The following is a 24,384-nucleotide window of genomic DNA, read 5'->3' as shown; positions in this document are numbered from 1 at the left end:
TGCAAATCTTCCAGGACCCGATCCTGGTGGATCCAGGTGGGACGAGCCGAGAATATGCGTGGCCCTGAAATGGCCGTAAGCCAGAATGGTCTCGTCCTCCTGAGCCCTTGTCCGCCGCAAGCGGGATGTTGGTGCCGCTGTCTCAAACAGCGACCGTATATAAGTTGGATCTGGCTTGGCAACGAGCCGCGTCTTGCAATCGGGCTCAGACCGTGGATGCCGAACAACCGACGGAAAGCAAAAATGTCACCCTGACGACAGTTCCGTATTGACGCTCCTCATATAAGTATATTCGATCTTTTCGCCACGCACGAGATCGGTCACGAGTTGAAGGCGATGTCGCAATGGCTGGACGAGCATTGCGATTTGCTTGGCCTGGTGGCCCGAGATCTGGTTCGGGTCGGCGTCAAGGCCACCGGACGGCAAGGCCTGCCTGCCGAAGCGGTGTTGCGCTGCGCGATCCTCAAGCAGTACCGGCAACTGAGCTACCAGGAGCTGGCGTTCCATCTCGAAGACTCCGCCTCGTTTCGCGCCTTTGCCCGCCTGCCGTCGTCGTGGAGCCCACAGAAGTCGGTGCTGCAAAGGACGATCAGCGCGATCCTGCCCGAGACCTGGGAATCGATCAATCGGATGCTGCTGTCGAGCGCTCAGCAGGCGAAGCTTGAAGACGGCGCGGTCGTGCGGCTGGACAGCACCGTGACTTCGGCACTCATGCACGAGCCGAGCGACAGCAGTCTGCTTTGGGATGCAGTGCGGGTCATGATGCGCCTGCTGAAGCGGGCCGATACCTTGGTCGGCGGCGCCGGCTCATGGCGCGATCATTGCCGTGCAGCCAAGAAGCGCGCCCGCAAGATCCAGTTCACGCGCGGTCGACCGAATCGGGTCCAACTCTACCGCGAACTGATCGCAGTCACCCGCGCGACCTTGGCCTATCTGAAGCAGGCGAGCGAGCGATTGGCCATGGCGAGCACACCGGCCATCGCACTGTGGCAGCGACGGGTGCTGGCCGGCGAGCCGGTGCCTGCCGGCGAGAAGTTGGTCAGCCTGTTCGCACCACACGCCGATATCATCGTCAAAGGCAGCCGCAATACCGAGTACGGCCACAAACTCAACCTGACCACTGGCAGGAGCGGCATGATCCTCGATCTGGTGATCGAAGCAGGCAATCCGGCCGACAGCGGGCGGCTGCTGCCGATGCTGGAGCGCCACATCACCTTCTACGGCGAAGCGCCGCGGCAAGCGGCGGCCGATGGCGGCTTCGCCACTCGCGACAACCTCGCCACGGCGAAGGCGTGGGGCGTCTCCGACATGGCCTTCCACAAGAAGGCCGGGCTCAGGATCGAGGACATGGTCAGAAGCAAGTGGGTCTATCGCAAGCTACGCAACTTCCGCGCCGGCATCGAAGCCGGAATATCGTGCTTGAAGCGCGCTTACGGCTTGGCACGCTGCACCTGGCGTGGCCTCGATCACTTCAAGGCCTACGTCTGGTCCTCGGCCGTGGCCTACAATCTCGTCCTGTTCACACGCCTCAAACCGAACTGACATCACAGTATCGCCGCTGCCGTCGTGCCGATCAGTGACCGGGCTCCGTGGTGCGCGCCGCGACCGGCCCATCAGCCCATTTTGTCAACACCGGCGCTCTTGAGCCTGTCCATTGCCGTTCAACGGCTCTACTGGATGAGGTCAAGTGACTTGCAAAAGCTGCAAAATAGGCGCGTTTGTGGACGGAAACTAGACTAGCTCGCGCCCAGTGACTGGCCGAGCGGCAGGCTGAGCTGCTGCCGGTCCCCATACTTCCACGTGGTCTTCACCGTCCCGACCCAGATCGCTGAGATCGCCTTTCGGAACAAGGCGGCGGTCTATGCGATCCTGATTCAAGGCCGCATCCGAAGCTTGAGGGTCGCGGCGGCCGCTCCCAGACATCTGGGCGCCGAGATCGGCGTGGTCGCCCTGCTTCATACTTGGGGTCAAAATCTCCACCATCATCCGCATGTCCACTGCGTCGTGCCGGGCGGCGGGCTGTCGCTCGACCCTGCCCCGGCAAAGGCCGGGGACCAGCGATGGATCGCCTGCCGGCCGGGATTTTTCCTGCCCGTGCGGGTTCTGTCGCGTCTGTTCAGGCGGCTATTCCTGGAGCGCCTGCAGGACGCCTTCTACGCCGGCCGGCTTCGCTTCTTCAGCCATCGCGCCAGCCTAGCTGTGGAGCCTCAGCAGGTTGTCCCGATCGAAGCCGAGGCGGCTGATGGGTGGTTTTGATTGTAAGCTGCCATGTGGCCTATGCCAATTGTAGCGATGAAGCCACCGTGGCAGTTCGGCGGTGCGTTCACGAGAAGTGTTGTAGGCTCGGCCGCAAGCAACACTTTGCCGTCGATACGAATGGCGGCTGTTGATGGTCAACCTCACCACCACCGATATCTCCGACAGTGCCGGCGCTCAGGCGATCCTGGATGGTATCCCAAGCGCTGGCCCTGGGTGAGCGGCAATCTCATCCGCCGAAACGCTCATCCGTGAATTTCAAAACGGACTCTGAGGCCCATCGGGCTCTGCTTCCAAATCCACACACCGCAGCGATGGATCGTTTATCATTTTTCGGAACAAAAATTTCTTTGCCATAAGAACATGATGGACACATCGGTGCCTTCTTGTGAGGATGTAGAAGAGAAACTAGCGGCGCTCACGACGTCACAGGGAGTGCCGTTGGGAGTCTAGATGTCGTACGGGGCAGAGAAAATGGAGCATCCGTAACGACTTAAAAATTGGGAAAGCGCGGCGCGAAGATCACTATCTTCGACGGTCTGCCATAGGCGTGCTATGGTACATATGAAAGAGGGGAATAAAAAATGACACAAGAGCAGAATAAAACGAGTGGTTGGCCAATGAAACGCCGTACGCTGATCAAAGGAATGCTTTTCGCATCAGCGGGGTCTTGGATAGCCACCTCACGCGCGTTAGCCTCATCCTGTGATAACGTTATCCGTTTCGGCAGTACTCACTCTCCCGATTCGATGAATCCTTTCGCCACAAACAACCCATGGTGGCCGCTTGCATTTACCTACGATATGCTGGTTTACGTAGACGCCCAGCGCCACTCTGATCGGAAGGGGTTTGCGAAGGAGTGGGCAGTTGCGGACGACGATCTCACATGGACGTTCAAGATCTGGCCGGGAATGAAGTGGTCGGACGGGAAGCCAGCCACCGCTCGAGACGCCGCTTTCACCTACAATTATCTCCGGGATTCAATCGGTAAGCCCGACGAGCTGAATGCCGGCTGGAACAGCGTTTATGGCCTGGACGATGTCAAATCCATCAGAGCTCTCGACGACGAGACTTTGCAAATAGTGACAAAGGAACCCACCACTTGGCCGCTCGACAGCTGGGTATTTATCGTTCCTGAGCATATCTGGAAGGATATTACCTACGCTGATGCGGGGAGCACTTTTCGTAACGATCCCCCCCTGGTAGGTACGGGGCCGATGATCGTTTCGGAGTTTCAGCAGGGGCAGTTTGTACGGTTAACGCCGAACCCATATTTTCGCACCGGCCAACCGAAGACGGCAGGCCTGATCTTGAATCACTTCGATACTGCTGATCCGATTGCCCAAGGTCTGAAGAGCGGTGACCTGGCATACGGCGTCGGTGTGACGGCTGCGCAGTGGGCCGACCTCTCTAAAGACCCTAACATACAGGTTGGTGAATCGCCTATCGAACAGCGGAATTGGTTGGCTTTTAACTGTGCATCAGGGCAAGGTGAAGGCAGCACCAAGGCCCTTCAAGACCCAGCGTTCCGTGATGCCATCGGCTACGCGATCGACCAGAAGACGATTGTCGAGCGAGCCTTTCGCGGGCACGCCGATCCTGGCGTCGGGGTGACGTACCCGGTGGCGGCCGATTACTACTCGGACCTAAGTGACATCCGGCGCTACTTCGATCTCGCCGAGGCAGGCCGCCGACTTGATGCTGCAGGGTATCGAGATACGAACGGCGATGGTGTCCGGAAGGATAAGGAGGGAAAAAGCTTCCAGCTTGAGCTGATTACTGGAAACCGTGCAGCCAACCTAGCGATACCGATTGCGGCCGTGCAGCTTATCGCTGGTTGGCTGGAGAAAATCGGAATTCCCGTATCGGTGACCCAACTCGAACCCGGCGCGCTCTCGGCCCGGGCGGCAGCGCCAAAAAAGGGCGGAGGAGGGTGGGATTTGCTCGTCAGCAACGACTGGGGCTCTCCCACACCTGTCGACCTACTCCGCATGGGCAACATAGCGCTCATTGGGAGGCAGAACCAGTCTTATTGGGATAATGATAGGTTTAACCAGATCATTGCGGAAGTTCGGGTTACCGTCGACTTCAAGAAAAGCCAGGAGTTGGTCAATGAGGCCGCGCGCCTTATTTACACCGAAGCGCCGTACGTTATGCTGTGTTACCCCTTCCTTCTCGAAGCCCATCGCAAGGATTGTTTTGAGGGCTGGGGTACGCAGGATATGGTGTCGCAGTGGAGCTACTTCCCGGCCGACCGACTGACGCCGGTCTGAAGTGGCCACCTACGGACAAGGCGGTCGGATGAGCCGGCGTATCGGAGGTATCATCCTCAAGGCGATCGTAACGCTGTTGATGGTGGCGATCCTGAACTTCATCTTGTTCAGGGTCATTCCCGGGGATCCTGCCGGGCTACTGTTAGATGGGGGACGCTCAGCGATAACCAGCGAGCAGGTCGAGGCACAGCGCGAACGTTGGGGCCTCGACCGGCCGCTGATCCCCGATCAGGTCGTGGACTATCTAGCAGCAACTGCAAAGGGTGACTTGGGCTACAGTTTTAAGTTCAGGGGCAGGCGTGTCAGCGACCTTCTGCTGGAGCGGCTACCTGCCACTATCGCGCTCGTCGGTGTGGCTCAGCTCATCGCAATCTTATTCGGGGTCATGCTTGGCGTCTACGCGGGCTGGCGCCGGGGCGGAGTGGTCGACAATGTCGTCACTGGAGGCTCTTTGGTGCTCTACTCGACACCGTCGTTCTGGCTCGGCATGCTCCTGGTCGTTGTGTTCAGCACGGGACTAGGCTGGCTTCCTGGCTACGGCGCATTTTCGCCCGGCGCCACCGCGGGATTGCTCGACCGGTTAGCCGACTACCTGCGGCATCTCGTGCTTCCAGCCTCCACTGTAGCCTTGGGGCTGATGGGTCAATACGTGCTGGTGGCGCGTGCTGCCATGAGCGATGTTGTGGCGGAGGACTATATGGTCACAGCGCGGGCCAAGGGATTGACCAGTGGCCAGATGCTAATGCGTCATGCCTTCCGCAATGCAATGCTGCCGGTTGTGACCTTGGTGACGCTCAATCTCGGCTATGTGGTGGCGGGCGCCATTACCGTCGAAACCGTATTCGCCTGGCCGGGAATTGGTAGCCTGACGGTGGGGGCGCTCAACGCCCGCGACTATCCTGTTCTCCAGGGTGTCTTTTTGTTGCTCGGCGCTTCGATCGTTTTTGCCAACCTCGTCGCCGACTTGGCCTATGGTCTTCTTGATCCCCGGGTGAGACAATGACCGAAGTGGTAGCGGAATCTCGTCGGCGAGCCCGACTGCGGGCAATGAAAGACTTCCTCGGCCGGCTCTTCGAACGGGGTGGCGCCTGGGTTGGCACAGCGGCTTTGACCTTCTTCCTCGTATTGGCCGCGATGCCTGGTCCGCTCGTCGGCCCCCTCGAAACGGCAGCTACCGCAACCGGTGATTTCCTGACTTCACCGGACAGCCAGCACATGCTTGGCACGGATGAGGTGGGGCGAGATGTGCTTAATCTCGTCGTCCACGGCGCACGAATATCGCTGACGATCGCGTTAATAGCCACCGTGATCAGCCTCATTGTCGGTACAACGGTCGGCATAACGTCGGGTTACTATGGCGGTAGGGTGGACGTTTGGCTAATGCGGCTGACTGATTTCTTCTTCATCGTCCCATCGTTCGTGCTGGCACTGGTCATTGCGCCCGTATTGGTGGAGGTCGTGGGGCGCGGTCGTGAGATTCTCGGCTTCCGAACCTCTCTTTTCGTCATCGTTGTTGTCATCGGCTTGACGAGTTGGTCCTTTGTGGCTCGCATCATTCGCAGCCAGACGCTCTCGCTTCGGGAGCGCCCGTTCGTGGATCGCGCAAGGGTCGCGGGCAGTAGTGATGTCAGCATCATGATGCGACATATCCTGCCCAACCTCGTGCCGCAGATCGCCGCCAATGGCGCATTGGTTGTAGCCGGCGCGATCTATACTGAGACCGCCCTGTCATTCATTGGCCTTGGTGATCCATTGCAGCCTTCATGGGGCACTTTGCTTTCCCTGGCGCAGCAGGCTGGCGCCGCAAGTGCCGGAGCCTGGTGGTATCTCGGTGCGCCGGGTGTATGCGTGCTCACGGTGGCGCTTGGCTTCGTGCTCCTTGGCAATGCGCTCGACGATACTTTCAACCCGCGCCGGCGTGTGATCCCATGAAAGATATTTTTCAAAAGGCCACCGATCCGCTGCTATCCGTCGACGGGCTTTGCGTCGACTATGGGTTGAAGGGCATTTCATTGCCTGCGATCCAGGATGTGAGCTTTGAGCTCCGCGCCGGGGAGGCCGTCGCCCTCGTCGGGGAATCGGGCAGCGGTAAGACCACGACCGCCATGGCGATAGCGGGTCTGTTGTCACCCAACGCGCGGGTAAGCGGTGGCCAAGTGCGCTATCGTGGCGCCCGGCTGCCAATCGATGATGATGCTGCGATGAGGCCACATCGCTGGAGCGAAACTTCCGTCATCTTCCAGGGTGCGATGAATGCGCTGAACCCCGTTCACCGCATCGTCAAGCAGATCGCAGAGCCGTGCATGCTGAAGCTTGGAATGTCACGTGACCAGGCAACTGCTAGGGCAAGGGAATTGCTCCAGCTTGTCGGGATCCCGGCGGACCGCGATGCCTCCTACCCACACCAACTGTCGGGCGGGATGCGCCAAAGAGTGATGATCGCCATGGCACTGGCATGTCGCCCTTCGATCGTCATCGGCGACGAGCCGACCACGGCGCTCGATGTCATCAACCAGGCTCAGATTCTTAAGCTGCTAGTTGAACTGCGATCGAATTTTAATCTTGCTCTCATGTTGATTACTCACGACCTGTCCGTGGTCTCCGAGTCCTGTGACCGCGTCATGATCATGTATGCCGGCCGCATCGTCGAGGATGGCACCGTCGCCAATATCTTCGCGTACCCTAAGCACCCATACACCCGGCTGTTGATTGAATCGATACCAAACCCGGAAAAGCGCAAACGGGTGTTGCGCCCTATCCCTGGCGATCCACCCAACCTGGTGAAGCGGCCATCGGGCTGCGCGTTCCATCCACGCTGCCCGTTTGCCATGCCGGTTTGTACAACCGAACTTCCCGAACTCGAAGGGTGCGGACAAGGACGCGTGGCCTGTCACCTTCACAGCTCTTCCATGCCGGCGCAGAAGGTAGAAGCTCATGCCTGACAACGCCGATATCTTGCAACTAGAGAACCTGCAGGTTGGCTTTCCCATCCAGGGCGGGCTGTTCGACAGTATGTTGGGACGACCGAGGACTGTCGTGCGAGCTGTGGATGGGGTCGACCTCAACATCCGACGCGGCGAAATTCTTGCGCTGGTTGGCGAATCCGGTAGCGGCAAGACCACGGTTGGCCGCGTCATCACCAAGCTGGTGCAGCCCACCGGCGGGAGGCTACTGTTCGACGGCGACGATATGACAGCCCTGCGGGGCTTCTCGGCTTTGCGTCCGTATCGACACCGAGTCCAGATGATCTTCCAGGACGCCTATCAGGCCCTCAATCCACGGCACACCGTCTTCGATGCCGTGGCAGAGCCATTGCGCTCGCTGAAGCTCGTCGTTAGCGACGCTCAACTCACCAAGCATGTGAGCGAAGCTCTGTCGGCCGCGGGGCTCAATCCTCCGGAGGAGTTCTTCGCGCGCTTTCCGCATGAGTTGTCTGGGGGGCAACGTCAGCGCGTCGTCGTGGCCGGAGCGCTGGTTATCAAACCGGACCTCATCGTCGCCGATGAACCAGTGTCGATGCTCGACGTGTCAATCCGCGCACAGATACTCCAAACGCTTGTCGATCTTCGCGACAAGCAGAACCTCGCGCTGCTTTTCATCACGCACGACCTGCCGCTCGCCTGGTTGATCGCCGACCGAATTGCGGTCATGTATCTCGGCCGGGTGGTCGAAATCGGCAGCGCCGATGACATCACCCTAAACCCCCAGCATCCGTACACAATCGCCCTGCGAGACGCCACGCCTCGGGTTCGCGATAACGGACCTCGCGGTGGGATCAAAGCCTTGCACGGCGAGATCCCAAGTGCCGCCCGGGTACCGAAGGCCTGCCGTTTTCATCCGCGATGTCCGCTGGCGTTCGACCTCTGCCGACAAGAGGAACCACCAACCATCGAAGTGGGACCGCAGCATATGTCCGCATGCTGGCTGGCGAAGTAAAGCTGCTGACGACTCAGAGTCCGTATGGGAATTGGTTCAATGGCTGATTCTGCGCATCAAGAGACTGCCAATGGCGGCGTGGATCATGGCTTCGGAGACGTCGATGCGTCGTTCGTAGTAGCGCACGAGGCGGCACCAGCGTGTGAGTCAGCCGAAGGTTCGCTCGACCACCCAACGCCTGGGCAGCACCTTGAAATCGGGCTTGGTGCCGATGCGGCGCTCCACTTCAACTACGAAGTCGAGGAGGGCGGCCCTGTCCAGCAATTGCCTGCGATCGTAGCCGCCGTCGGCGAAGAGATAGGTCAACGCTCAGTCTGCAGCCCCGCCTGGCCGGCTTCCGCAGCAGCGTGCAATTCGCTCCCATTCCTCACTGGTGAGATCGGTCGGATAGCGCTTCGTCTTTCGCTTGATTCGGGCCGTCCGGCCTCGCGTCTCTTGTGTCCACCTACATAGCCCATAATCACAATCCGATCGCGCAGGGAATCAAGCGGACTCTTACGCGGCAGGGGAGCCACACCGTGACAAAATCTTTTGATTTTGGAAATGAACCTCGCCAGGACGAGCTTTCAAGCTTGGTTGCCAAAGAGGTCCAGCGCGTTCTGGCTCAGTACGATGAGGTTCTAAAGGAACGGAGTTCAATCTCATCGCGCATGGGGACTGGCAATCCCGCTGTTCACTTGCTTTCAGCAACAACCCACCAGGCTATTCATGACAATTTGACCGCCCTGGCCTTCGAATTTGTTCGGAGGCTCGCAGCCGAAGCAGTGCGTCGTTTTAATGAAAGCGCCCGTGAGGCGGCTTCTCTCACGGCGGACCGAGGGCCCATATGGGTACGCAGTCCTAAAAGCGCGAGATCTGCAAAGCGATAAGGTTGGTGTCGCAACCAGACCCTACCGGAAAGCGCCGATGACCACCGCAAAGCCGCTCGCTCCCTACAGCGCTATCCAGGGCGCGCTCGCGAGCAGCTTTTGCTACCGCCGAGCTACACCACTTACGGGACACGACCAAGGCGCACCAAGGCGCCCGCAAGCATCTGTTCCCCTTGGCTCAGTTCATCGACGGCAGGCCTGCGCCAGGGATACGACAAGTGCTGTCCTCGATCGCCAATCCCAGACCGGCGTGGCTTTGGCTGACCCGCCCTTCACCCCAGCTTGACGCGAATCCCATAGAAATGCGCACTCAGACAAGATCTGGCCGCAGAGATCATCATTGCCGCATGAGATTGTTCCTCGACGTGAAGCCCAGCTGAAGAAGCCGACCACAAAACAATGCGCCCGCAATCCGTGTCCACGGTGTAAGCCCGTGAGCCATATTGAGTGGCCTGCGCATCGCCTCATATCGTCGCTCCCAGCGAAGAGGCTATTCTTTCGCGTGATTGTCCGCGCGCCAGGCTGAAATGGCGAGCTCGCAGCTGTTTGGCTGGCGGCGCAATGCGATCAAGAGCGGGGCGGTCAGGCCGCACCGAGATACGGCTCGGCTCGGCTTTGTTGAGGTCACGCCGACAGCGTCTGCGGTGGTGGAGATCGAGCTGAGTGGCGTGATCATTCGCGCGGGTGCCGATATCAATGATGCGTATTTCAGGCGATCGTGAGCACGGATTTCACCGCATCGTGAGCACGGATTTCACGGGATCATGAGCAATGATTTCAGACGATCGTGAGCAACGATTTCAGATGATCGTGAGCGCCTTTTCGGACGTGTGGGATGCTTCGGCCGACAACTCAGTCAGTCTACAGGATGCCTCGTTCAAAACGAGGAAGCCTGATGCCAACCCAGAGATTGTCGATGCGCCGGATCAGAGAAGTTTTACGTCTAAGGCATGTCCAGGCTCTGACCGAGCGTGCCATCGCACACGCTCGGGGTGAGATGGCGTCGTGCATGGTTATCTGCGGCGCGCCCGTCTTGCCGGTCTGAGCTGGCCGCTGCCTGAAGGGATGGATGACGAAGACCTCGAGCTGCTGCTCTTCCCGGCGCCGAAGGCGGCGTCGCAAAGCCCCAGCCGGCCGGTTCCCGATTGGGCCTATGTGGAGGAGGAGTTACGCCGCCGCGGCGTAACGCGGGTGCTCCTGTGGGAGGAGTATCGCGCCGCCAATCCCGACGGCTTTGGCTATACCTGATTTTGCACGACCTTCGAGGCCTGGAAAGAGCGCGCGCGCCCGACGATGCGCCAGACACACCTGGGCGGCGAGAAGGTGTTTGTTGATTTCGGCGGCGACACCATCGACATCTTCGATCCCGTCACCGGCGAAGCGCACCCCATGAAGCTGTTCGTCGCAACGATGGGCGCCTCGAACTACACTTACGCCGAGGCGTGCCCGAGCGAGAGCCTGTCCGACTGGATCGGCGTGCACACGAACCTCTTCACCTTTCTGGGCGGCGTGCCGAAGTTCGTGGTCTGCGACAATCTCAAGGCCGCCGTCACCAACCCCGATCGCTACGACCCCGGTCTCAACCGGACCTATGCCGAGATGGCGAGCCATTACGGCAGCGCAGTGCTCGCAGCCAGGCCGAGACGCCCAAAGGATAAGGCAAAGGTCGAGGTCGCCGTGCAAATTGCCCAGCGCTGGGTCCTGGCGCGGCTGCGCAACCAGCGCTTCTTTTCCCTGGCGGAGCTGAACGTCGCCATCCGCCTGCTCGTCGCCGAACTCAACGCCCGCCAGATGCGCGGCTTCACTCCAGCCGCGCTGAACTCTTCGCCGAGATCGACAGGCCGAAGCTGGGAGAACTGCCGGACCAGCCATACCTCTCTGCGCGCTGGAAGCGTTGCCGCGTCGCGCCCGACTATCACGTCGAGGTCGATGGGCACTGGTACTCCACGCCCTACCGCCTCATTCGCGAGCTCGTCGATGTGCGCATCGCCGACAACACCGTCGAGGTCTTCCACAAGGGGCAGCGGATCGCCAGCCACGCCCGTGCGCCCAACCGGCGCGGCCACACGACCGTTGCCGATCACATGCCGAGCGCGCATCGCCGCTACGGCAAGTGGACGCCAGGAGGATTGATCGCGGCCGGCGAGAAGATTGGTCCTTCCAGGCCGCCTTCTTCCAGGCCGTCATCGATGACCGGCCGCATCCCGAGCAGGGCTTTCGCACCTGTCTCGGCATCCTGGCGCTGACCAAGAGCTACGGCAACGCGCGCGTCGATGCAGCCTGCCAACGCGGCATCCTCATCAAGGCTCGCTCCGTCGCCTCGATCCGTTCAATCCTCAAGAACGGCCTTGATCGCGCTTTCTTCGACGAGACGCCCGACCACCAACCCCTGCGCCACGGCAACATCCGCGGTCAGGGCTATCTCCACTGAACCAGGGAGATTTGAATGCTCACCCATCCCACCCATGAACGGCTGATCGCACTCGGCTTGACCGGAATGGCCAAGGCCTTCGAGGAGCAGCGACGAACACCGGATCTCGATGCCCTGTCGTTCAGGAGCGCATCGGGCTTCTTGTCGATCGCGAAGCCGCCGAGCGCGACACCAAACGGCTCACGACGCGCCTCAAATTCGCTGCGCTGCGCCAGAGCGCATGCGTGGAAGATATCGATTTGCGCACCCCGCGCGGCATCGACCGCGCCGTCTTCGCCAGGCTCGTCGGCGGCGACTGGATCGACCGCCACGAGAATCTCCTGGTGACAGGCGCAACCGGCCTGGGCAAGAGTTGGCTCGCTTGCGCCCTTGGCCACAAAGCCTGCCGCGACAATCGATCGGTGCTCTATCATCGCGTCCCGCGCCTTTTCGAGGCGCTCGCGCTGGCGCGCGGCGACGGGCGCTACGGCCGCCTGCTCAAGACGCTCGGGCGCGTTCAACTCCTCATCCTCGACGACTGGGGCCTGTCCGTTCTCAACGCCGCCGAGCGCCGCGATCCCTGGAAATCCTCGATGATCGCCATGGCCGCGCTTCGACCATCGTAACCAGCCAAATCCCCGAGCATCACTGGCACGACGTCATCGGCGATCCCACCCTCGGTGATGCGATTCTGGATCGCCTCGTTCACAACGCTCACCGCCTTCAACTCACCGGAGAAAGCATGCGAAAACATAACGCCCGCGCCCATGCTCTTGACGCAGCCGCAAACACCTGAGTCAATGAACAAGTCGGGCGAAGCGGCCGCTCATGATCGCGTGAAATACCTGCTCACGATCAATGAAATGAGCGCTCACCATCGCGTGAAATGGCTGCTCACAATCAGCGAAATGCGCAATCAATGACGAGCAGCTGGTGCGGATCATCCGGGCGGTTCGCCAGCATGATCCCGGCTGGCGTGAAGGTGCTTGTCGCCAGTCATCCCGTCTATTTTAGCATCGGCGGCTATGTCCGTTATGACATCGCAGGCGGCGACCTCGGTTCGTTCGATGGCGCAAAGACCAACGACGTCTTGACAGGCAAGAACCAGGGCACCTGGTTCAAGAACGCCCGCTTCGACTTGAGGACCTGGACCGGGCCAGGAAACCGAACTCGGTACCTTGAAGACCTACCCCGAGACCCGCTTCAACTTCGGTAACCACCTGGCGGACCTGGCTACCAACTCCGCCGGCAACAAGAGTGTCCAACTGCGCTTCGCCTGGATCCAGCTCGGCGGCCTGCGTGTCGGTAAGGACGATACGGCCTTCAGCACATTCCAAGGCTACGCCGGCAACGTTATTAATGACTCGAGCGTTCCTTACGGCGACTACGATACGAATGTCGTCCAGTACTACTTCGACTCGGCAACGGCCTCTCAGCTGTCGTCTCACTGGAAGAAGGCGGGGACAGTGCGGGCACTCTGCAGCCAGGGGGCTTTTACTCACACTCAGGCAATGACACCATCGATAGCTATGTTCCACATGTTGTTGGCGGCGTGAAGTACACGCAGGCCTGGGGCGCGATCAGTGCAGTTGGCGCCTATGACAGCGCCTGGGAAGAGTGGACCGGCAAGGGCCCGCCTGGACGTGAACGTCTCGAGCGCGCTGACGCTGTTCTTGATGGCCGGTTACGGCACCGACAAGAACATCGATCGCAACTTCTACAAGCAGTGGGGCGGCAACTGGGCATTCTGGGGCGGCGCTACCTACAAGCTCAACGAGAAAACCGGCGATCCGGCGACGAATTTCCTGTTCACCAAAGCACGTAGCCCTGTGGGAGCTCTGACGAGTTGGTGAGTATGCGACGTCTTCAAAGACAAAGCGGACTGCCGCTCGATGGTGTCTCATTATACGCATTGCGCCACTCGTTTGCCATGCGACTGCTGGGCCAAGGTGTCGGGGTAAAGACGATCGGCGACCTGCTTGGGCATCATAGCCTGAGAGCACGTGCGTTTATCTTCGTATCGAGACGGAAATGCTGCGTACGGTGGCTCTGTCCGTACCTGGCGTTGCCGCGCGTTAAGGAGAATGGCGATGTTTACAACCATCTCTCCGACACCCCTGGATCAACCGATTGCGGCATGGCTTGCCCATCAAATGCGCTCTTGGCCGCCGATATTATCCCGAGGAAAGGGTCCTGGTCTCTTTGCGGGAATTTGTCAGCCGTATTCCGGGACAAGATCTTTACTGTACAGGCTTTCAGCGCTGGTGTGCCACGTTCCCTGTAAAGGACGATAGTACTGGGTACGCCGGTGGCGTCTCCGAGGACTATTTGCACCATGTGCAAGCCGTTAAGGTCGATTGCAAGTAGCGCACTCACATGGCGTTCTCAAACCGGAAGTGTACATCAGCGACCTGGCGCAACCACTTTGCCGCCAAGCTGAGCCCACCGGCTACGAGCTGGCGATTTCAAGCTGCATCATTCTGTACCATTTCGCTGACGTAGTTGCCCACGTCAGGGGTGCCAAAGCGCCCCTTTCGAATCCCACTCCAAACAAATACTCTATTTGTCGGTCACACTACAATGTACGTTGATTCGCTCCCATCTTTCAACTTTAATTGACCGCAGGTAAGCAGCTCGTAAGTCTTGCCGTTCGATTTCTGTTCGGGGTCAGGAAAACCAGTCCTGGACATAGAGCCTCATGAGCTCGCATTTTCAGATTTAGACCGATCGACGCATCACCATACCGGCCCGCGGCATGTGAAAGGCCGCAACCAAGGCCTAACACAAGTCCGCACTCGATTACGCGCTCAACACTCAAATTTTCCTGGCAAAGCGGCTGGGATCCACACAAGTCTAGGCCATCGAATCTCTCAAATCCGACAGAATCACAACCTGCTGAAATCACTCAACTTTTTTTGGAACGGACACTTACGACTTTCGAAGCCATGCATTTGGAGCGCAAGTAAAATTAGTTCCGAACGCGTCGGTGTAATAAGTGTCGATTAAAAATCCCAATTTCTCGATCAACTGTAAGCCTTCAATAATCTCTTTATTCGCTTGTATTGGATTATCCTCGATTACATAGTAATCTCCAGATACAAGGAATTGTTCCAAGTAAGAAAATATGGAAAATATTTGCACGTGCGCGTCATCGATCACAAGCCAAGGATGAGGTAGACTAATAAGTAGATCTTCGTCGAAATTGGCGGCGTTTGAAAGATCAATTTGATGAAATGTAATCATTGGATGTTTTGCATTTGCATGGATGCATTCCGTATTAATATCGAAAGAATGAACTTCACCTTGTTCGTCGCAGAGAATAGACATTTGATCAGCGAACCACAGTCCGCTTCCACCCTGAAGAGAACCGAGTTCCAGAATTGTCCTCGGCTGAAGTTCCCAAATAAGCCTCGTATACAAATATAGATCAAAAGGGGTCTTGAGATTGATTAACCCTTTGTACGTTTGCGCCAAGGCCCCAACTTTTGTGGATTGGTTAGGAAAAAGCTTTGCGTGAAAAGACGAACTCCATCCTCGTGCCGATGGCTTTGCAAAGCGGTCGGAACACTCGGCATTCACAACGCTGCTTAGTGCGATTGCCCAATCAAAATATCCACCCGGCTTTATTTGATCCGGGTAGTTCTTGAGGGCGGCTTCGCAAAAAGCGTTATATCCGGAAGCAAGTTTCATAGGTCTATCTCCTTATCGCGTCTGTCATTGTCCCTTAAGGGTGAGCTCGATTGGTTCCTACAACCAAATAAACCACTGCCTTCCTCCCTTGGGGAGCTACCAAATCAAGTAGGGTTTGTTTAAGAGGCCTCTCTGATTAGGTCGTTGAGGTTAAGCCACTCCTGCACTTTTTTCTTGGGCGTCCCGCAAGATCACTCGCTTCTCTTCGCGGTCGGCGCTCTGGCCGCCGCATGGATGGGGTCAGGAGAGCGAGGCGTCTCAATCTGTTTCCCGACCTTGCCGAGTTTTGGCCGGCAGATTCGGGACTCTTAACGAGATCGCCTCGCCCATCGTCCCGCGGAACGATCCGGGCATCGCTCGGTTGGGCGAAAGCTCTGCTTTTGCTCCTTCGATGTTCGTCGCGGCTTACGCCGCCAACGCGGCAGGCTCCTTTCCGAAGCGGAACTCGGTCGCGTCAGTCCACATGCGGTGCAGGATGACGGCGAGCTTGCGGGCTACCGCCACGCGGGCCCGCGCGCCATGCCGCGGCGTTTGGCGATGTTCATGCCCCAAAAGCTCGACCATTTCTTCGAACGCACGAGCACCGAATGCGCTGCCTCCGAGAGGGCAGTGCGGGCGAGTTCGTCGCCGCAGCGGCTAACCTTGCCCTGGATGTCGGTCTCGCCGGACTGGTAGCGCGCCGGCGTCAGCCCCAGATGCGCCCCACCGCCCGCGAGGAGCCGAACCGCTCCGGCCGGTCGATGGTGGCGCGGAAGGCGAGCGCCGTGATCGGCCCGACGCCCGGTGCGCTCATCAGCCGCCGACAGACTTCCTCCTCGCGCACGATGTCGAGAACCTGCTTGGTCAGGCGAGCGAACTCCTTCAGCATGACGGTGAGGATCGCAAGCAGCGGCTCGACCATCATCACCACCTCGGCGTCGGCGCCGGCCAGCTCGCGCACGCGATCGGCAAAGGCAGCGCCCGACGGCGTGCCGAGCTTGACGCCGGCCTCGCGCAGGATGGCGCGCACCACGTTCTCGATGCTGCGCATCTCGTTCAGCACGGTGCGGCGGGCAACCAGCAGCGAGCGCCACAACCGGCATTGCCGGCTCTTCACATGCACCTGCCGATACCAGCCGGTGCGCCTGATCTGCGCCAGCGCGGGCATCGTTGCGATCGGTCTTGTTCGGCATCGTCTTCATCGCTGCATTGGCAGCCCGCGTCTCGATGCAGATCGCCGGCAAGCCTTCGGCGCGCAATCCGTCGTGAAGCCAGGCCGTCAGCGAGCACGCTTCCAGGCCGATCCGCTCCAGCGGAAGCCCGACTTTGCCCAGCGTTCACTCAAAGCCTCAGGCTCGCTCTCGCAACGCATTTCCTTCATGATCCGGCCGCTCTCGTCCACAATGCAGATCGCGGTCTCTTCCAAAGACACCTTAAGTCCGGCAAAATACTTCATGGCTGCTCCTTCCCGATGTTTGAGGCGCTCCAAGCGACCACGTTCTAAGAGACCGTTTCGAAATTCGCTCTGGCGAGTCATATGGTGGTGGTTTCGAGAACCCCAGCACAGCGGACATTTGGGTCCGTGTTGGGGTGGACGGCCCCCGACGGCATCGTGATGTGCCAGAATTGAGGTCGTTGAAGATCTCAAACAAGGGAGACCGTCCGTGGATAAACTTATTCGCATTGGCATGGATACGTCAAAGAGCGTTTTCCAGTTGCATGGGGTGAATGAAGCCGAGCAGCCGGTGCTGCGCAAGAAACTGCGACGCAGCCAGGTGCTTGCGTTTTTTGCTCAGCTTCCGCCGCTGAAGGTGGGCATGGAAGCCTGCGGAGCGGCGCATTACTGGGCGCGCGAATTGCGTGCGCTGGGCCATGAGGTGGTTCTTTTGCCGCCGCAATATGTGAAGCCCTATGTCAAGCGTGGCAAGTCGGATGCGGCGGACGCCGAGGCCATCTGCGAGGCGATGAGTCGGCCGAACATGCGTTTTGTGCCGGTCAGGAGCGCCGAAAACCAGGGAGCGCAGATGCTGGCGAAGGTGCGCGCGCAGTTCATCGGCCGGCGCACGCAGCTTGCCAATTCGATACGCGGCTTTGCGGCAGAGTTCGGCCTTGTCGCGCCCAAGGGGCTTTCCCGTCTCGGCGATCTGCTGGCCGACATCCGCGCCGATACGACGCTCCCGGACATGGCCAGGCAGATGTTCGAGACATTGGCGCGCGATTATGCGCGGATCGCCGAGGAGATCGCCGCGCTCGATGAACAGCTTCTGGCGCTTCACAGGCAGAACGAAGTGAGCCGGCGGCTGGCCGTCGTGCCGGCGATTGGTCCTGTCGGAGCGACGCTTCTGGCGATCAAGGTACCGGAGGCGCATGGCTTCAAGTCGGGGCGAGACTTTGCCGCCTGGCTCGGGCTGACGCCGAAAAACCATTCGACAGCCGGCCGCAACCGGCTTGGGGTGATCACCCGCGCCGGCGACGAGATGCTGCGAAGTGTGCTGGTGGCGGGCGCCACCGCTCTCATCCAGCACATGCGGCGCGGCAGCAAACGGGTCTGGCCGTGGTTGCAGGCCTTGATTGCGCGCAAAAGCCCCAAGCTGGCGGCGGTGGCGCTGGACAACAAGTTGGCCCGCATTGCTTGGAAAATGATGGTCAGCGGCGAGCATTATCGCCCCATGAGCGACGCCGTGTCCGAAGCCGCGTCGGCGCGACCATGAGGCAGGCAAAACGTTTGGCGTCAGGCGCTCGCGCGCGGCGCTGAAGGCCGGAACTTGCAAGCAAAGGAGAAGATGGTGTGATCGGTCGAACCGGGACAGGCGAGACATTCCGAGGTGCTCACCGGCAATCAATGCCGTGTCCGTGTTTGGAACTCTCGTCCGCGAAGCCCATCTTGGCCAGCGGCCGCAATGACCGCGAAAAAAGGCCGGACATATGAGCGCAAGAGATCCGACATACGATCAAATCCAATCCTTGCAAGGAGGGGGCCGTCCGGAAGCGCAGAAAACGCCATCAGATGGCCGCCAGAGCGAATTTCGAGACGGTCTCTAATATCCCAATAGGAGCAGCCGCCCGCATCCGGGTTCGGCCCAGACCCAATCACCCCATCTGTTTGGAAAATCGAGGGTCGGGGTTTTGCGGTGAGGCTATTTCTGATTTCAAGCTGTGGATGTGGACTAAACAGAGCCGTGGCCGGATGCCCCAGATCGCCAAGAAGACTGCTCTGATTCCTGAAAACTGGATCGTTCTAAAGTGGAGTTTCCGCGGTAACATCCCTTGACTGGGAGGAGCGGAAGACGATGAAGGCATCGAAGTTCTCGGACGCGCAGAAGGCGTTCATTCTGAAGGAGTGATCGGACGGAATCCCCGTCGCGGAGATCTGTCGTCGGGCGGGGATCAGCCAGGCGACGTACTTCAACTGGAAGAAGAAATACGACGGACTGCTGCCGACGGAGATGAAGCGGCTGAAGCAGCCTGAGGACGAGAACGGCAAGCTCAGGAAGCTGGTGGCCGATCTCTCCTTGGACAAGGAGATGCTGCAGGACGTCATTCGCCGAAAACTGTGAGGCCTGGTCGCAAACGCGAGCTGGTGGCGGAGACGTGTGATGAGTGGAACGTGTCGATCCGGCGGGCATGCCGGGTTCGACACGTCAACCTACCACAAGTCCCGCCGCCGCGATTAGGCCGGCATCGAAGCTCGGATCAGGGACATCTGCGCCACACGGGTCCGCTACGGATACCGGCGCGTGCACGTAATGCTCACGCGCGAGGGCTGGGACATCAACATGAAGCGAACCTATCGAATTTACAGGGACTTGGGCCTGCAGCTCAGGAACAAGACGCCAAAGCGGCGTGTGAAGGCGAAGCTGCGGGAAGGCCGGGAGGAAGCCGTCGGCCCGAACGACGTCTGGGCGATGGACTTCCACGATCAGCTCGCGACGGGCAAGAAGATCCGTGTGCTGACGGTCGTCGACACGTTCTCCCGCTATGTGCCTGTGCTCGACCCGCGCTTCAGCTATCGGGCGGAGAATGTGGTCAGGGCACTGGAACAGGTCTGTCCGAAGATGGGCTATCCGAAGACGATCCGCGTCGACCAGGGCTCTGAGTTCGTTTCCCGCGACCTCGACCTATGGGCCGACGCGAAAGGCGTGACGCTCGACTTCAGCAGGCCAGGAAAGCCCACCGACAACGCCTACATTGAAGCCTTCAACGGTCGCTTCAGGGCGGAGTGCCTGAACGCCATTGGTTTTTTCCTGCCCTTGCCGATGCCTCTGAAAAGTTGGAGGATTGGCGCAGATACTACTATCCTGTTTCATGCCGCCCATCTGTCTATGTCGTTGAAGCGAATAGGTTTTGCTGATCAGGGTGCGATCCCGTGGGGTATTTTGGGTTCTGCCTCGCACGCCAAACAATGCTCTGAGCCACCGGTTCGTCAAGCTTGATCGGCTGAAGAGCCATCCGGCAGGGGATGAACACCTTCGATCTCGCCTGCTTCGGCGGCGAGCCTGAGTGTCTTCGGTGCAATGCCAAGCAAACGCGCCGCCTTGTTCAGATTAAGCCATGGTTCATTCCGTCTGGCGCCGGCCGGAATACCGGAATCTTGTGATGCGACCTGAGCGCAGTGACCCGCTCCCGTGTCCAGCGATTGGCGTGGCCGTCACCAGGCCGTTCCGGTTGAGGATGCCGGCAATCAGGTCATCATGGCGATGAGAACCAGTCGCCGGACGGCGGCCAAAATGTCGGCCGAAGTGCTGTTGCGCTGTCCGCGCCGCCTCCTCGGCAGGCGAAGTTCGGTGTGGACGCCAATCCAATGGATCAGGAGAACGATCTCTGAGACTTCTTCATCGATATCGGTGACCACCTCGTGGATGACGGTGCGCACGATGGGCTTCTTGAGCCTCGCGTCGGTCGTCGGGGCCGACCAGACAGTCTTGAGATCGGCGGCGAGCGCGGCGGCGTGTATTGGCGACAGAAGTGATGGCTCCAATGTCGAGCCATCCTGCGCGGCAATCCTGCTCTCTATCTCGCCGACACGCGTGAGCGCCCGGTTCCATCGCAACTCCAGTTCCGCCGCGACCACCGGTTCTGCGGATCGATGGCGTCGTACTGCCGGAATGCCCGATCGGCGCTGTGGCGTGCCGCCTTGAGATCGCGCACCAGCGCATCACGACCTGATCGCGGCGACTGGCCGCCTGTGCTTCGGCCTCGACGGCCGCGGTAATTGCTCCCGGCTCGACAACCCGCAGAAGAGCTTCCTCGATGGCGTCGTCGACGCGCAATCCTCCGAATGCGATGCAGCGCGGCTCGCCATTGTCGAGCAAGCCCCGCCAACACGAATAGCGCGGAATGTGATGTCCCTGTGTAGCGAACCGTCAGCTTGCGTCCACAGCGCCGGCAGCGGACAAGGCCGGCGAGCAGAGCGTCGCCATGCTTGGGCGCTCCGTGGTGCCGGCCAGTGGGCACGTTGTCGCTCACCATCTTGCGAATCGCCTGCGCCCGTTCCCAACTGACATAACCCTCATGGACATCCGGGAGCCAGCCACTCGGCTCGCGCCTTACGGCGGCTCCCGGGTCGGATCACTCCCGCTGCATCATATCCTGTCGCGACGCGACTCTTACCATAGGCGTAGGCGCCGCCGTAGATCGGGTTCTCGATCATCCGGTGGATGGTCGCATAATTTTGGCTGACGCCAGACCACGTCACCGTTGTTGCGCTTTGCTGGCAAATCCAGCCCATGCTCGAGGAACCAGAGCAGGGCCTGCCGGGCGCTGCCGAGTTCGGCCACCTTGTCGAAGACGAGAATGATGGCGTCCTGAACACGCCGATCGGGATCCTTCTCAAGCTTGTCGCCGACCTTCACGAAGCCGACCGGGGCCGTGACAATGAGCTCGCCGCGCCGGGCTTTCTCGTAGCGTGCCGACAGGGAACGCTGACGCAGAAGATCGAGTTCGTACTCGTTGAGGCTTCCCTTCAATCCCAGCTGCAGCCGGTCATTACGCTGACGCAATCGGCTTGAAAACGAGCCGTTCTTACTTGGAAAGTGGATGCAGCACCAGCGTCGCGATGATTTTTGGAAACACGTGTCATTCTGCGAAAATTTTGACGAGTACATTGTCCCCACACTCGTTATTGCGGGATGGGCCGATGGCTACCGCAATATGCTTTTGAAGGCATTGGTTGGAACTGACGGACGAGCCAAGGCGATTATCGGACCGTGGGCCCACAAGTACCCGCATTTTGCGTTGCCCAAGCCGCGCATGGACTATCACGCAGAAGCGATTGCTTGGTGGAACAAGTGGCTCCATGAAAATAACGGCGCTGACCAACTGCTGCAGATGCGAGCGTACATCCAAGAAGCTGCGCGCCCAACGCAGTTCCGCGAAGTCGACCCAGGTTTCTGGATATAAAAAGACATCTGGGAAACCCCAGAGATAGCTTACTTCTCGGTGGGGTCGGCCTGCGTCCTGGTATCTGGCCATCCGGACAAGGGGCGGCCAGCAAACGACCAGTATTTAAGGTCGCCGCTGGATACGGTGTGATGGGCGGTGGGTTTGAGGTGCTCAAACCCGACGGTGAGATGCCTCGTGACCAGAACTTTGACGATGGCGGTTCGCTCGTGCTGCAAACAGCTCCTTTGACAGAGGCACTGGAATTCCTCGGGCAACCGGTATTGGATCTAGATGGGGTAACGGGCCGCCAAGCGGGCCGCTCACTTCGCTACGGCGCTTGAGTGGCGCGCTCCGCTCGCGGCTTGCTTGGCGATGAGGTGGTCGTCCCTCACACTGATGGTGTTAACGGAGTCGGGACAGGCCCGCTCCAAGCATCAAGGAGAGACGACCATGGAGCATTATGCAGGGATCGACGTGTCATTGGAACACTCGAGCGTGTGCGTTGTCGATGCAAGCGGCAAGATCGTTCGCGAAACCAGGGTGGCGAGCGAGCCGGAGGCATTGATTGCCTGGTTTGACTCGCTCGGCCTTCCTCTGGCGCGGATCGGGCTGGAAGCCGGGCCGCTGTCGCAATGGCTCTTTGCGGCGATGCGGCAGGCGGGACTGTCGGTCGAGCTGCTGGAGACGCGACATGTGCGCGACGCCTTCAAGGCCATGCCGGTGAAGTCGGACCGCAATGACGCTCGCGGGATAGCGCAGCTGATGCGGCTTGGCTGGTTCCGGCCGGTGCATTGCAAGTCGCTGGCCGCGCAAGAGGTGCGGGCGGTCCTGACGGCGCGCAAGCTCATGATCGAAGCTGAGGGATGTAGAGAACAGTGTGCGTGGCATTTTGCGCGGCTTCGGGCTCAAGGTCGACAAGACAACACCGCGCGACTTTGCTTGCCGCATCCGTGACCTGGTGGCTGGCCATCCGAACCTGAAGACGGTGGCCACGGTGCTGCTTTCTGTGCACGCCGTGCTACTGCGCGAGTTCCAGGCTCTCGAGAAAAAGGTTCGCGCGCTGGTGCGCCTTGATGCCAGGGCCAGGCGGTTGATGTCGACGCCGGGAGTCGGTCCGATCGTGGCGCTCACTTATGCCGCTGCGATCGACGACCCCGGGCGCTTTCGCTCGTCGAAGCGGGCGGGCGCGCATTTCGGCCTGACGCCGAAGAGGTATCAATCCGGCGAGACCGACTATAGCGGCCGCATCAGCAAGATCGGGGATGCTGCAGTGCGCACGGCGCTCTATGAGGCCGCCCACATCATGCTGGTGAAGCCGCTCAAGGGCTGCACGGAGCTGAAAAGCTGGGCGATGCGGATCGCCCGGCGGGCCGGGTTGAAGAAGGCCAAGGTGGCGCTGGCGCGCAAGCTTGCGGTGATCCTGCACCGCATGCTCGCCGATGGAACTGTCTTCAACGCGGCGGCCAGGACAATGAGGGCAGCCGCCTGAGAAAGGGGAGAACAACCGTATTTGGGCGGGTCACGACACCAGGCCCTCCCGAAGCGAGGTCCCGTTGCCGGGACGATGGATCAGGTCAGACCGCAACAGCCTGCGTGGCATCGCGATCACGCGTCACTAGATTGGTCGGCCTTATCCTCTTCAAACTCCATCAGGTGGCGGTCGCGCACCGACCCCGTACAGAAGCAAGACCCCGGCAACTGGACGACGCAAAAAGGGATTGACCTATCGAGGCCCGTTACAGAAGCAGGCTGTTGAAGAAGTCTGACGTATTGCCTTGAGGATGGCCTCATCGCCGTTGTGGTAGGCGAATGTGATCTCGATCGAGCCGTCGTCGAGCAATTCGGCATAGCCGTCGCCTGTGACTTCGTCCATCTCGTCACACCCGGCCCATGTGAAGTGAACTATCGAGGGGCTGTAGCTCAGATCGAGGCCGGCTTGCAGGGCGCCAAAGGCGATCTCGCCGTTGTTGTCGGGTCCGATGGCGATGGTTGCGGGTCCACTGAGGTTCAGGTAACCGCGATCCCACAGATCGGCTTCGATGATCCGCCAGCGGCCGATCAGTTGGCAGCCTGCGGGCGCGGTCATTGCGACGCCGCCAAGAGCTTGGGCAGCCGCACCAGATTGTAGGCGGCGGCCGTGAGGTGAAGGCCCACCCAACGCGGTCGCGGCCGCGCAATTTGGTCTTCTCCTGCCCAGCGACGATTTTGATCCAGCCGAACGCCTCTTCGATGCGCTTTCTGATGCGCTGGCTGACGGCATAGCCATCGTGGCGCGTGGTGCGGCGATCGATCGCCGAACGACGGCCGTTCGTGTTCTGCGCTACGTGGGGTGTCACCTTCATCGAGCGCAGCTCGTTGACGAAGTCCTCCGCGTCATAGGCCTGGTCGGCGCCGAGCGTGATCGCCCGCGGCCGGTCGGCGCGAGGTTCGATCATGTGCAGGGCCGCCACCCGCTCGGCATGTCCGTCGGCCAGCGTCAGACAGGCTTCCACCAGCAGGCCGTGGTGGTTCTCCATCAACCCATGTCCCATGAAGCACAACCTGGCCTCCTTGCCCCGCCCTTTGCGGTAGAGCCTGGCGTCGGGGTCGG

17 protein-coding genes and 12 pseudogenes are annotated in these 24,384 nt (G+C 59.9%); 20 read left to right on the top strand and 9 right to left on the bottom strand.

The window, feature by feature from the left end; genetic code table 11:
- Nucleotides 1-267: 267 nt before the first annotated feature.
- Both NKH99_RS30545 and NKH99_RS30540 read left to right on the top strand, forming a co-directional pair.
- The gene (locus NKH99_RS30545) at nucleotides 268-1,542 is read left to right on the top strand and encodes an ISNCY family transposase (RefSeq protein WP_353017551.1); all 1,275 of its coding nucleotides are present in this window, start codon (nucleotides 268-270) and stop codon (nucleotides 1,540-1,542) included.
- Between the two features lie 212 nt (nucleotides 1,543-1,754).
- A pseudogene (locus tag NKH99_RS30540) lies at nucleotides 1,755-2,199 on the top strand (IS91 family transposase); the annotation flags it as partial.
- Here the strand turns inward: NKH99_RS30540 and NKH99_RS30535 are convergent.
- Nucleotides 2,194-2,343: pseudogene (locus NKH99_RS30535) on the bottom strand (integrase core domain-containing protein); the annotation flags it as partial. The pseudogenes NKH99_RS30540 and NKH99_RS30535 overlap by 6 nt on opposite strands.
- Between NKH99_RS30535 and NKH99_RS30530 the strand changes: the two are divergent.
- The 6 genes and pseudogenes from NKH99_RS30530 to NKH99_RS30505 all read left to right on the top strand — a co-directional run.
- Nucleotides 2,343-2,475, top strand: a pseudogene (locus NKH99_RS30530) (IS5/IS1182 family transposase); the annotation flags it as partial. The pseudogenes NKH99_RS30535 and NKH99_RS30530 overlap by 1 nt on opposite strands.
- Nucleotides 2,476-2,876: 401 nt before the next feature.
- Entirely contained in the window at nucleotides 2,877-4,529 is a 1,653-nt protein-coding gene (locus tag NKH99_RS30525) for an ABC transporter substrate-binding protein (RefSeq protein WP_353017542.1), read from the top strand.
- A 28-nt stretch (nucleotides 4,530-4,557) separates the two neighbouring features.
- The gene (locus NKH99_RS30520; RefSeq protein ID WP_353017541.1) at nucleotides 4,558-5,532 is read left to right on the top strand and encodes an ABC transporter permease; all 975 of its coding nucleotides are present in this window, start codon (nucleotides 4,558-4,560) and stop codon (nucleotides 5,530-5,532) included.
- Complete coding sequence (locus NKH99_RS30515) at nucleotides 5,529-6,461, top strand: ABC transporter permease (protein WP_353017539.1); 933 nt, start codon at nucleotides 5,529-5,531, stop codon at nucleotides 6,459-6,461. Before NKH99_RS30520 ends, NKH99_RS30515 begins: the two co-directional genes overlap by 4 nt.
- Nucleotides 6,458-7,471, top strand: a complete 1,014-nt coding sequence (locus NKH99_RS30510; protein WP_353017537.1) for an ABC transporter ATP-binding protein — start codon at nucleotides 6,458-6,460, stop codon at nucleotides 7,469-7,471. Before NKH99_RS30515 ends, NKH99_RS30510 begins: the two co-directional genes overlap by 4 nt.
- On the top strand, nucleotides 7,464-8,465 hold the full coding sequence (locus tag NKH99_RS30505; protein WP_353017536.1) for an ABC transporter ATP-binding protein: 1,002 nt from the start codon (nucleotides 7,464-7,466) through the stop codon (nucleotides 8,463-8,465). The genes NKH99_RS30510 and NKH99_RS30505 overlap by 8 nt, the downstream gene beginning before the upstream one ends.
- A gap of 36 nt (nucleotides 8,466-8,501) precedes the next feature.
- On the opposite strand, the pseudogene NKH99_RS30500 reads toward NKH99_RS30505, so the two are convergent.
- Nucleotides 8,502-8,765 (bottom strand): annotated as a pseudogene (locus NKH99_RS30500) (transposase); the annotation flags it as partial.
- 137 nt (nucleotides 8,766-8,902) lie between these two features.
- On the opposite strand from NKH99_RS30500, the gene NKH99_RS32850 reads away from it, so the two are divergent.
- From NKH99_RS32850 to NKH99_RS30475, 7 genes and pseudogenes are all read left to right on the top strand, one after another.
- Nucleotides 8,903-9,334, top strand: coding sequence for a hypothetical protein (locus tag NKH99_RS32850; RefSeq protein ID WP_502900126.1), 432 nt, complete (start codon nucleotides 8,903-8,905; stop codon nucleotides 9,332-9,334).
- Between the two features lie 164 nt (nucleotides 9,335-9,498).
- Complete coding sequence (locus NKH99_RS32845; protein ID WP_502900128.1) at nucleotides 9,499-9,714, top strand: hypothetical protein; 216 nt, start codon at nucleotides 9,499-9,501, stop codon at nucleotides 9,712-9,714.
- A 126-nt stretch (nucleotides 9,715-9,840) separates the two neighbouring features.
- On the top strand, nucleotides 9,841-10,056 hold the full coding sequence (locus tag NKH99_RS30495) for a hypothetical protein (RefSeq protein WP_353017534.1): 216 nt from the start codon (nucleotides 9,841-9,843) through the stop codon (nucleotides 10,054-10,056).
- A 173-nt stretch (nucleotides 10,057-10,229) separates the two neighbouring features.
- Nucleotides 10,230-11,765: pseudogene (istA, locus tag NKH99_RS30490) on the top strand (IS21 family transposase).
- A 15-nt stretch (nucleotides 11,766-11,780) separates the two neighbouring features.
- Nucleotides 11,781-12,540, top strand: a pseudogene (gene istB / locus NKH99_RS30485) (IS21-like element helper ATPase IstB).
- Nucleotides 12,428-12,667 carry a hypothetical protein gene (locus tag NKH99_RS30480; protein ID WP_353017555.1) on the top strand — a complete coding sequence of 80 codons (240 nt, stop codon included), beginning with the start codon at nucleotides 12,428-12,430 and terminating at the stop codon, nucleotides 12,665-12,667. The pseudogene istB and the gene NKH99_RS30480 overlap by 113 nt, the downstream one beginning before the upstream one ends.
- 255 nt (nucleotides 12,668-12,922) lie before the next feature.
- Nucleotides 12,923-13,314: pseudogene (locus tag NKH99_RS30475) on the top strand (porin); the annotation flags it as partial.
- Here the strand turns inward: NKH99_RS30475 and NKH99_RS32840 are convergent.
- Entirely contained in the window at nucleotides 13,249-13,422 is a 174-nt protein-coding gene (locus NKH99_RS32840; RefSeq protein ID WP_502900127.1) for a hypothetical protein, read from the bottom strand. The pseudogene NKH99_RS30475 and the gene NKH99_RS32840 sit on opposite strands and share 66 nt — an antisense overlap.
- Here NKH99_RS32840 and NKH99_RS30470 point away from each other — a divergent pair.
- Nucleotides 13,388-13,597, top strand: coding sequence for a porin (locus NKH99_RS30470; protein ID WP_353017532.1), 210 nt, complete (start codon nucleotides 13,388-13,390; stop codon nucleotides 13,595-13,597). The two genes, NKH99_RS32840 and NKH99_RS30470, sit on opposite strands and share 35 nt — an antisense overlap.
- A 1,075-nt stretch (nucleotides 13,598-14,672) precedes the next feature.
- Here the strand turns inward: NKH99_RS30470 and NKH99_RS30465 are convergent.
- Both NKH99_RS30465 and NKH99_RS30460 read right to left on the bottom strand, forming a co-directional pair.
- Nucleotides 14,673-15,434, bottom strand: a complete 762-nt coding sequence (locus NKH99_RS30465; protein WP_353017530.1) for a CmcI family methyltransferase — start codon at nucleotides 15,432-15,434, stop codon at nucleotides 14,673-14,675.
- A gap of 405 nt (nucleotides 15,435-15,839) precedes the next feature.
- A pseudogene (locus NKH99_RS30460) lies at nucleotides 15,840-16,869 on the bottom strand (IS110 family RNA-guided transposase).
- 208 nt (nucleotides 16,870-17,077) lie between these two features.
- On the opposite strand from NKH99_RS30460, the gene NKH99_RS30455 reads away from it, so the two are divergent.
- Nucleotides 17,078-18,124, top strand: a complete 1,047-nt coding sequence (locus NKH99_RS30455) for an IS110 family RNA-guided transposase (RefSeq protein WP_353017528.1) — start codon at nucleotides 17,078-17,080, stop codon at nucleotides 18,122-18,124.
- 579 nt (nucleotides 18,125-18,703) lie between these two features.
- Nucleotides 18,704-19,707 (top strand): annotated as a pseudogene (locus NKH99_RS30450) (IS3 family transposase); the annotation flags it as partial.
- 387 nt (nucleotides 19,708-20,094) lie between these two features.
- Here NKH99_RS30450 and NKH99_RS30445 read toward each other — a convergent pair.
- Nucleotides 20,095-20,484, bottom strand: a complete 390-nt coding sequence (locus tag NKH99_RS30445) for a hypothetical protein (RefSeq protein WP_353017526.1) — start codon at nucleotides 20,482-20,484, stop codon at nucleotides 20,095-20,097.
- Between the two features lie 535 nt (nucleotides 20,485-21,019).
- Nucleotides 21,020-21,412 (bottom strand): serine integrase family protein, encoded by a 393-nt coding sequence (locus tag NKH99_RS30440; protein ID WP_353017525.1) that lies wholly within the window; start codon nucleotides 21,410-21,412, stop codon nucleotides 21,020-21,022.
- A 13-nt stretch (nucleotides 21,413-21,425) separates the two neighbouring features.
- Here NKH99_RS30440 and NKH99_RS30435 point away from each other — a divergent pair.
- Both NKH99_RS30435 and NKH99_RS30430 read left to right on the top strand, forming a co-directional pair.
- A pseudogene (locus tag NKH99_RS30435) lies at nucleotides 21,426-21,812 on the top strand (CocE/NonD family hydrolase); the annotation flags it as partial.
- A 432-nt stretch (nucleotides 21,813-22,244) separates the two neighbouring features.
- Nucleotides 22,245-23,283, top strand: a pseudogene (locus NKH99_RS30430) (IS110 family RNA-guided transposase).
- 234 nt (nucleotides 23,284-23,517) lie between these two features.
- On the opposite strand, the gene NKH99_RS30425 reads toward NKH99_RS30430, so the two are convergent.
- Nucleotides 23,518-23,880, bottom strand: a complete 363-nt coding sequence (locus tag NKH99_RS30425) for a hypothetical protein (protein ID WP_353017523.1) — start codon at nucleotides 23,878-23,880, stop codon at nucleotides 23,518-23,520.
- Nucleotides 23,877-24,384: pseudogene (locus NKH99_RS30420) on the bottom strand (transposase); the annotation flags it as partial. The pseudogene NKH99_RS30420 and the gene NKH99_RS30425, both read right to left, overlap by 4 nt.

The organism is Mesorhizobium sp. M0854 (assembly GCF_040319815.1).
Lineage (GTDB): Bacteria > Pseudomonadota > Alphaproteobacteria > Rhizobiales > Rhizobiaceae > Mesorhizobium.
Note: the sequence above shows the minus strand (reverse complement) of the source record. Positions and strands in the feature narration are given on the sequence as shown.

Coding starts and splice junctions, on each gene's coding strand:
- NKH99_RS30525 (WP_353017542.1), top strand. CDS start 2,877: ATGAAACGCCGTACGCTGATCAAAGGAATGCTTTTCGCATCAGCGGGG.
- NKH99_RS30520 (WP_353017541.1), top strand. CDS start 4,558: ATGAGCCGGCGTATCGGAGGTATCATCCTCAAGGCGATCGTAACGCTG.
- NKH99_RS30515 (WP_353017539.1), top strand. CDS start 5,529: ATGACCGAAGTGGTAGCGGAATCTCGTCGGCGAGCCCGACTGCGGGCA.
- NKH99_RS30510 (WP_353017537.1), top strand. CDS start 6,458: ATGAAAGATATTTTTCAAAAGGCCACCGATCCGCTGCTATCCGTCGAC.
- NKH99_RS30505 (WP_353017536.1), top strand. CDS start 7,464: ATGCCTGACAACGCCGATATCTTGCAACTAGAGAACCTGCAGGTTGGC.
- NKH99_RS30480 (WP_353017555.1), top strand. CDS start 12,428: ATGCGATTCTGGATCGCCTCGTTCACAACGCTCACCGCCTTCAACTCA.
- NKH99_RS30465 (WP_353017530.1), bottom strand. CDS start 15,434: ATGAAACTTGCTTCCGGATATAACGCTTTTTGCGAAGCCGCCCTCAAG.
- NKH99_RS30425 (WP_353017523.1), bottom strand. CDS start 23,880: ATGACCGCGCCCGCAGGCTGCCAACTGATCGGCCGCTGGCGGATCATC.